Genomic DNA, 8426 nt, shown 5'->3' on the forward strand with positions numbered 1-8426 from the left:
GTGGACGCCAGCGGGCACAACTCGGTGCTGGCGAAGAAGTTCGGGCTCCGCGAGGACCCGTGCCGGTACAACCATCATTCCCGCGCGATCTGGAACCACTTCGTGGGAGTGCCCGACACCGACGACGTGTTCGCCCGCCCGCCCGAGGACAGCCCGCCGATACCGTGGTCCAGCGGCACCATCCACCACATCTTCGAACGTGGCTGGTTCTGGGTCATCCCCTTCAACAACACCCCGGACTCACGCAACCCGCTGGTCAGCGTGGGGCTGGTGCTGGACGAGCGCCGTTACCCGATCGACGAGGACCTCACCCCCGAGCAGGAGTTCTGGAAGCACGTACAACGCTTCCCGGACCTGGTTCGCCAGTTCGAAGGCGCCCAACCCATGCGGGAGTGGGTGCGCACCGGCCGCCTGCAGTACTCGGCGAGCCAGACCGTCGGCGATCGCTGGACCCTGCTGGCGCACGCGGCCGGCTTTCTCGACCCGCTGTTCTCCCGGGGCATGTCCAACACCTGCGAGACGATCAACGTGCTGGCCTGGCGACTGCTTCGGGCAGTCAAGGATGGCGACTTCTCGGCCGAGCGCTTCGCCGACGTGGACCGGATCCAGCAGTCACTGCTCAAGGGCAACGACGACCTCGTGAATTCCGCTTTCATCTCCTTCGAGGACTACGACCTGTGGTCGGCGGTCTTCCGGATCTGGGCCTGGGGCTCCAACGCCGGCACCTTCCGCTCCCATCAGGCTCTTCGCAGGTGGCGGGCCGACGGGGACGAGCGGCATTTCCTGGAGCTGGAGAAGGCCGACAATCCCGGCCTGCACTGGTCTGACCACACCGGCTACCGCTTGCTGTTCGAGGACATGGTCACCCAGTGCGCGGCGTACGAGGCCGGCGAGATCACCGCGCGGCAGGCAGCTGATGCCCTGTATGCGCATCTGGAACGCGCCGAGCACGTTCCGCGCCACTACGGCTGGACCAACCGGGGCCAGCGCTTCATCAACCCGACGCCGAAGACCCTGGCGAAGATGGCGTTCTGGGCCGTCACCCAGGGTCCACCCGACGTCCGCGCGCTGATGCTCGGCTTCGTGGGCAACGGCGTGAAAGAGGTGCTGCACGGCAGGCGGATCTTCTAGCGTCATCCCGCGCACGTGTCGGCCAGCCGGAGCTTCCACAGCGACGGCGGACCGAGCCGAGCGGGACTTCCGGCAGGCGAGGCGGTCACCCGGTGCGGCGGGTGACCGCCTCGCTCTGCCGGTACCCACGTGAGGGCACCTGGTGACGAGCAGGCTCAGGTGAGCCGGCTCGGTGGCTCAGTCCTGAGCCAGCAACAGGAAGTCCAGCTGTTCCTGCTTGCGCAGCAGGATGTGCTCGATCAGGTGCTCCAGCGCCTCACTCTGCGGTTCCTGGCCGGAGCTGCTGATCACGGCGTGCAGGCTTGCCATCACCTGCTTGTCACGCTCGATGAACTCCTTCAACGCGGTGGCGGAGTCGGTGGCCGGCGGCGGCAGGAGATCCAACGGCTGCAGCTCCCCGCCGAGGGCACAGAACATCTCCACCAGCCGCTCGGTGTCGGTCACCTCGGTCACCGCATATTCCCGCAGCCGGACCTTCAGCCCGACGTAGGAGGCACCCCGCAGGCTTCCGGCGAGCAGCGTCATGCTCACCAGCGACCCGAGCTGCTGTGAGACCGCGATCGACAACTGCTTGCGAACGGCCTCAACGTCCATGGTCTCGTCACCCATTGACTGATCTCACTTTCTACAGCCCAGCCAGGCGTGCGACATCGACGCTAGGACGGCTGGGTTACCTCATCGGGCTGGACTCTCAGCCGCCATGTCCAGTGTCCATCGTGTGCTCGATCGAGGCGAACCATGCGAACCTCGCGTTGACATCAGGGCATACCGTCGGAGGACACCGCCCGGTCAGGAACCAGCACCGCGAGCACGGAGCCACCTCCGCCAGAAAGGGGCCTCGCCGACATGACGCCGATATCGGTGCACCGGCTCGACTACGGGTACTTCGTGCGGCCCGGCGAGGAAACCCCGTCCGGTTCGCCGCGGGTGGAACCCTGCTTGGGCTATCTGGTCAGGCACCCGCAGGGCGTGCTGCTCTTCGACACCGGGATGGGCAGCCGTCCCGACGTCGACGATCACTACCGCCCGCGCCGCGTCGGCGTGGCCGAGGCGCTGGCGATGGCTGGTGGCAGCGTTGCAGAGATCGACCTTGTCGCCAACTGCCACCTGCACTTCGATCACTGCGGTGGCAACGGACTGTTCGCCGGCCGGCCGATCTTGACCCAGGCCGTGGAGCTGGCAACGGCCCGCACCGCCGAGAACTACACCCTGGCCGAGCTGATCGACTCACCCGGCACGCGGTACCAGGAGCTGACCGGCGAGACCGAGGTGTTGCCCGGGATGCTGCTCATCCCCACCCCGGGCCATACTCAAGGCCATCAGTCGCTGGTGGTCCGCCAGCCGGACGGGACCGTCGTGGTCGCCGGCCAGAGCCACGAGAACGCCGCCGACTTCAGCGCCGACATGCTGGCCTGGCGAGCGCACCAGGACCAGCATGCCGCACCGCTACCCCGTATTCCGGGCTGGATCGAACGGCTGAGGCAGTTGGATCCGGCCCGGGTGGTCTTTGCTCACGACCACTCCGTCTGGCAGCCCTGATCCAGCTACCGGCCCCCACACCCAGCTACCGATCACCTCAGGCGACCGGCAGCCCGAACACGGCGGCCATGTCGCTGGCCGTCGAAGCCCCGCGCAGCAACGGCGCACCCAGAACCCGGTCATACATCCGGAGCAGGCTGTAGTGATTCATCGCGCTGGTCACCACCTTGTGGGTCCCGTCCAGGCTGCGGTGGACCACCGCCGTCAGGACCACGTTGCCGCTGTGGCTGTCGTCCTCGTCGGCGGTGATCACGATCGCCAGCCGGCCGCTGGTGTAGTCCGGACCGGCCATGATCTGGGGCATCCACGACTTGATGTAGTTGTCCGCGGTGGTCAGCGAGCAGTCGTGGGCGTCGTCGCACAGGTCCGGGATCCAGTACCCGGCGTTGGGCAGCGTCCCGGCGGCCACCGCGTTGTGCATGGCCCCGCTGCTGGGAGTTCCAGAAGGAACGTTGTAGAGCTTGCAATTCGCCCGCTGGGTCGTCCCGTTGAAGTAGGCCCACGGGTTGTGCTTGACCGCGTACCGGCCGGAGCTGCTCAGCTGGCAGTTGCTGGTCATGGTCTCGGCGTAGGTCGCCGCGGTCTTGCCCCGGGCGATGGCCTGGTCGAACACGCTGTCGCCGGCGATGGGGTGGCTGGACGGGGCGGCGTCATCGGTGACGCCGAAGGTGTCACCACCTGCCATGGCCAGGTAGTTCGGCAGGCTCGGATGCCGGATCGCCGTGTAGTTGGTGGCATAGGCGAACCGCTTGGCCAGTCCGTCGACGTAGGGCATGCCCGACTGCACCTGGCCGATGCTGTGGTTCTCGATCACCACCGTCAGCACCTTGGTGACCCCGGTGGGGGTAGGCGCCGGAGCCGAACTGGTCGGAGCGGAGCTGGTCGCCGGAGCCGAACTGGTCGGAGCCGAGCTGGTCGCCGGAGCCGAGCTGGTCGCCGGAGCCGAGCTGGTCGATGAGTACTCGAGCACCAGCTGCGGCGGGTTGGCCGCTTCCCTGCTGTCGAAGTACCGGGTCGCGGTGGCCGCGGTGGTCAGCGCGAACGACGTTGCGCCGGCCCGCACTGCCGTGGTCACGTCCGCCTGGGTCCACTGGCCGGCAGTCAGGGTACCGGTGGTGCCGGCCTGGGTGCCCAGCGCCGGCCGGTTGGCCCAGGTCAGGGTCCGCTCGTCCCAGGTCGCCGACGTGTTGAACACCTTGGACGGGGTCACGCCGCTCGAGCGGGAGAACAGCCGCAGGGTGGCCTTGACAACCGGGGCGGCCGGGGCCGGGAACCTCAGGTAGGACACCGCGGTCGCGCTGCTGGTGGCGTTCTGCTGCATGGTGGCGGCGGTGCCGTAGTTGGCGCTGGTGGCGTTGGACGCGACGTAGCTGTCGGCGCTCGGCAGGCCCACGCTGGACTGCGGCACGGGTGCCGTGCTCGTCGGCGTGCTGGTGGTCGGCGTGCTGGTGGTCGGCGTGCTCGTGGTCGGCGTGCTCGTGGTCGGCGTGCTGACCGGCAGGTAGGCGCTGGCCATGGCGTCGGTGTAGGACTGCCCGAACTGGACGGTCGGCTCGACACCGGTCCCCTCGCCCCACTCGTTCCAACTGGTCACCAGCTGCCACTGCGCGCCGGACTTGACCTGCTGGGCAAGCGCCGACTTGAAAGTAGCCATGTCGCGTGCCAGCCGGGGAGTGCTCTCGTCGAACTTGAAGAAACCAGGCGCAACGTTCACCGACCACGGCAGCACCTGCTGGATCGCCGAGGCGGGGCCGTACTGGTGCCAGGCGTCGGGCTGGTGGACGCAGTTCTGGTAGCCGGGCATGACCTTCAGGTTGAGGTAGAACCGGCCCTGGTTGGCGCTGGCCCAGCGATCGGCGATGGCGCAGGTGGTGTCATCGGCGTTGTAGACGAACAGCACCGGAAGGCCGCCCACTCGCAGCCACGCCGGAGTGGCGGCGGCCTTGGCAGCCAGGTAGGCGAGGTCAGAGCTCAGCTCGGTGGCGGTCGGGTTGCCGAATCCCTCCTTCTCGTAGTACGGAGCCACCTTGAATCCCTGGGCGGCGGCGGTGTCGAGCAGCAACGGCAGCCGTGAGTCGGTCTTGCTGCCCTGGCCCCACCACGAGGAGATGAAGGCATTCAGGCCGGCCGCCTTGGCCTGGCGCACCTGGGTGGCCACGACTGCCTGGTCGCTGCTGTCGTACTTGCCGGCAGTGGGGGTGTAGTGAGAGGCCCAGTGCTCGGTCTCGGGGAACCATCCGTAGTAGAAGGCTGCCCGGATGGGGGCCTCGGCTGCCGCTGCCTTCGCGGGCCGGTGCTGACCAGCGATTACCAGCAGGCCGGCTACCAGCAGGGCTGACAACAGCGTCGACAGAACGGGTAATCCACGCAGCCGAGGACCAACACGGTAACGGGCAGTAACCTTCGCTTCAGCCTTTTTAGTTGTGTTTGCTTTGGTATTCGACATGCAGTACTCCGTGATTCGGGGATTTTGTTCGGACAGATCCCCTCATCGACCGAACCGGTCGGTTACAAAGAGTAACGGAGTATCAATGTTTTGCGGCACATTGGCAGAATTCGGTGCCGCGTGCCGCGGGAGACAGGGAGATCCGATGCTCAACGCTCGGGATCGGGACGACGCCGGAGCGGACCGGAACGACGCCGGAGCGGGCCAGAACGACGCCGGAGCGGGCCAGAACGACAGGACCGAGAGCCGGGATGACAGGGCCCAGAGCCGGAACGACACCGGCGAGGGCCGGGAGGACTTCGACGACCTGGAACGGTTCGTACAGGCACAGGACGCCGGGATGACCTTCGCCCACGCCGTCGCGGAGCTGCGCCGGGGCCGCAAGACCAGCCATTGGATGTGGTTCGTCTTTCCGCAGATCGCGGGATTGGGACAGAGCCCGATGTCCAAGAAGTTCGCGCTCAGCTCGCTCTCGCAGGCACGGGCGTATCTGCGGCACCCGGTGCTCGGGCCACGGCTCATCGACTGCGCGACCATCGTGGCGCAGCTCCAGGACCGCAGCGCGGAGCAGATCTTCGGCGAGATCGACGCGCAGAAGCTACGATCGTCGATGACCCTGTTCGCGCGCGCGGCAGCGGAAGAGGCGGTGTTCGCACAGGTGCTCGACCGATATTTCGGGGGCATAGCAGATCCAGCCACCGACCAGCGCCTGCAGACGACGCGCGGCAACCACGCGGTCAGGCAGGCGAATTAGCTGACCCGGCTAACCGGATCAGAACCGGGCGGCAGGAGACCCTGCCGCCCGGCTGTGACGAGAGCGGTCGGGTTACAGCTCGACGCTGTCGACTGTCGTACCTGCGCCGGCCGACCAGCGGGCTGAGGACCAGCGGGCCGAGGACCAGCGGGCCGAGGACCAGCGGGCCGAAGACCAGCGGGCCGAGGACCAACGTGCGGACGTGTAACGCATTTTCCCTCCAAGGAAAGTGTTCGGCGCCGGACGGACGCCTTACCGGACGGTGCTAACCCATTGCCGATCAGGTGATCGATGGATGCTTTTCTTGCCTCGCCATTTGAAGCCGCAGAGCACCTCTACGGCTTCAGCCAGCGACGCCACCGCCACGACTTCTGCCCGCCCACCGAGCACCCGACGCGCGTTGTCCACGTCGGCGCCCGACTCAGCGGGAACCACAAAGCGACGTACGTGCGGATGTGCCCGCACAGCACGAGCCTTGAACTCAATAGCCCCGACGCCGCCCACCCGGCCGGACATGTCGACCGTTCCGGTGGCGACGACGGTGCCGCCGGCAGCAAGCCGGCCGTCGGTGAAGGCATCGACGACGCTCAGCGCACAGGCCAGGCCCAGCGAGGGGCCGCGCAGATCGTCGGGCATGCTGAACCGCGCGTCGATCGAGTGACGCAGCACCCGGTCAGCGGTGACCACGCGGATTCCCCATGCGCCGTCCGGGTGCCGGTTGACGGCCACCTTCGACAGGCTTCCCGGCTGTTCGGCACCGGAACCACGCAGCACAGTCAGCTCGGCCGACTCCAGACCCGCCAGCGCGGCCCTGAGGTGCACCGCGGTCTCAACCGTCCTGCCGTCGACGGCGATGATGGTGTCGCCGCACCGCAGGCCGACGGTGTCGTCGCGGAGCGCCTCGATCGCGGCGCCACGACCTAGTTCGCGGACCGGTTCGCCGAGCAGGGCCGCCGCCGCCGCGGTCGCTGACTCCAGCGACCACATCGAGTCATCCAGGCCCGCCGCCTCGAACTCGTCGACCGGGCGACCGCCGGTGAGCCGGGACCGGGCCACCACCGCTGCCTGCGGGTCGACCAGGTGGCTCAGCAGCTCCCAGGTCGAGGGCCGCAGCTCTGCCCGGTAGGAGACCGCACAGACAGCGCCGGCCGGCGCGGGTCGATCATGCCCCGGTGTCTCCAGGCGCGAAGCGTTCATCTGGATCAGTTCGTAGTCCGGACGCACGGCCGCCACCGGCAGCCGGCCGCGACGCCGCGACGGCACCGGTGCCCGCAACGGGGACGGCAAGCTCCAGGCGGTCTGCCCCGCGTCGAACCTCACTGGGCACCGCCTGTCTGCGGGCGCACGGCCGAGTGAGTGACGCCGGTAAGCGGCACGTATGGCCCTTCGAGGGTGGCGGCACTGTCCGTGATCATGCTGACCGCCTCGCTCTCTGACATCGCACCGACTGGGTGTGGGGCATCCGCTGGCCACTCGGGGCATCTGCCGGGAGGGTCATGGTGGGGTGATGGGTTTCGGCCTGCCGTGGCCATCGCGTCCGGCATCCTGCCGGGCGTCGTGGGGAAAACTTACACTGGGACTACACCGCGCGAAACCCCTTTTTACATATGGGTATTCCCAATTGTTACGTCACCCCGCGTAACTTAACGACTACAAAACATCACTAGGTGAAGGCGCTGTGACGTGCAGTCCCACAGCTATCACAGACCGTAGCTAATGTCGTCGTTAAAAGGCATCAGCACACGCCCATAATCCGTCCACAGATATGGACGAACCATCTCGATCATGACGAAAATCACGGCCTGCGGCTGCCTGCATGCTTCCTGTGCGCAGGGTGTAAACGACTGGTAGCTGACGGTGAGCTACCGGTGGACGGCGCTGCGGCCACCGTCTGCGTATCGAGGTATTTCCAAGGCGCGCGACGGCTGCCATGCTCCCGGGATGACAAGTACCGGCTTACCCGCGTCGCCGCCCGTGGTTTCGCGCCAGTCTTCGCGATGGTCACTGTGGTCACAGGACAGCGTGCTGTCGATCGCGTCCACAGGCTCGGTGCTGTCCATCGGCAGCGTCGGATCGTTCGCCTCGATCGGCAGTGTCGGCTCCGCGCTGTCGATATTCTCGATCGGCTCGTGGCTATCGGCCGGCTCGGTGCTCTCCTCGCTGTCGCGCTGGTCGCTGATGTCGCACCTGTCCAGCCGCGGCGTCCTCGCCGCGTCCAACCGCCGGCCGCGCCTCGGAACGGGCGGCGTGCGGACCGTGCGAGGGTGGACTCAGGCCTGAGGCTCGTGGCAGCGCCCCGGGCGGTCCTGGATCCCGGCGCCGAGACCCGCGTGGCTGGTGTCTGCTCAGACGTCCATGACACGGCGCCGCTCGCGGCGCTGACCCGCGGGGCCGGCGACCGGTGAGGACGTGCGCCGACGGTTGCGGCTGATGGGCAGCTGCCGGTCGGCGACCAGCCGCCACCTGCTGGCGTCCGAGCCGGCGGTCTGCCACAACGACAACCGGTCGAAGCGCACCGTCCTCGGCAGTTCCAGGGACAGCGTCGCCGCCAGCCGC

Annotated in this window: 8 protein-coding genes; 3 read left to right on the top strand and 5 right to left on the bottom strand. The window is 67.6% G+C overall.

Annotation, left to right across the window (positions count from 1 at the left end):
* Nucleotides 1-1131: NAD(P)/FAD-dependent oxidoreductase (locus VF542_RS18995; RefSeq protein ID WP_408653266.1), on the top strand; the 1131-nt coding region annotated here is incomplete at its 5' end.
* A gap of 177 nt (nt 1132-1308) precedes the next feature.
* On the opposite strand, the gene VF542_RS19000 is transcribed toward VF542_RS18995, so the two are convergent.
* Nucleotides 1309-1725 (bottom strand): hypothetical protein, encoded by a 417-nt coding sequence (locus VF542_RS19000; RefSeq protein WP_408653267.1) that lies wholly within the window; start codon nt 1723-1725, stop codon nt 1309-1311.
* 252 nt (nt 1726-1977) lie between these two features.
* On the opposite strand from VF542_RS19000, the gene VF542_RS19005 reads away from it, so the two are divergent.
* On the top strand, nt 1978-2670 hold the full coding sequence (locus VF542_RS19005; RefSeq protein WP_408653268.1) for an N-acyl homoserine lactonase family protein: 693 nt from the start codon (nt 1978-1980) through the stop codon (nt 2668-2670).
* Between the two features lie 37 nt (nt 2671-2707).
* On the opposite strand, the gene VF542_RS19010 is transcribed toward VF542_RS19005, so the two are convergent.
* Nucleotides 2708-5011 carry a DUF7594 domain-containing protein gene (locus VF542_RS19010; protein WP_408653269.1) on the bottom strand — a complete coding sequence of 768 codons (2304 nt, stop codon included), beginning with the start codon at nt 5009-5011 and terminating at the stop codon, nt 2708-2710.
* 250 nt (nt 5012-5261) lie between these two features.
* Between VF542_RS19010 and VF542_RS19015 the strand changes: the two genes are divergently transcribed.
* On the top strand, nt 5262-5870 hold the full coding sequence (locus tag VF542_RS19015) for a DUF1810 domain-containing protein (protein WP_408653270.1): 609 nt from the start codon (nt 5262-5264) through the stop codon (nt 5868-5870).
* Between the two features lie 252 nt (nt 5871-6122).
* Here the strand turns inward: VF542_RS19015 and VF542_RS19020 are convergent, their stop codons facing one another.
* The 3 genes from VF542_RS19020 to VF542_RS19030 form a co-directional block, all read right to left on the bottom strand.
* Complete coding sequence (locus tag VF542_RS19020) at nt 6123-7190, bottom strand: S16 family serine protease (protein ID WP_408653271.1); 1068 nt, start codon at nt 7188-7190, stop codon at nt 6123-6125.
* Nucleotides 7191-7732: 542 nt separating this feature from the next.
* Nucleotides 7733-8089 (bottom strand): hypothetical protein, encoded by a 357-nt coding sequence (locus tag VF542_RS19025; RefSeq protein ID WP_408653272.1) that lies wholly within the window; start codon nt 8087-8089, stop codon nt 7733-7735.
* 126 nt (nt 8090-8215) lie between these two features.
* Nucleotides 8216-8426: hypothetical protein (locus VF542_RS19030; RefSeq protein WP_408653273.1), on the bottom strand; the 211-nt coding region annotated here is incomplete at its 5' end.

The organism is Jatrophihabitans sp., from assembly GCF_036389215.1.
GTDB lineage: Bacteria > Actinomycetota > Actinomycetes > Mycobacteriales > Jatrophihabitantaceae > Jatrophihabitans_A.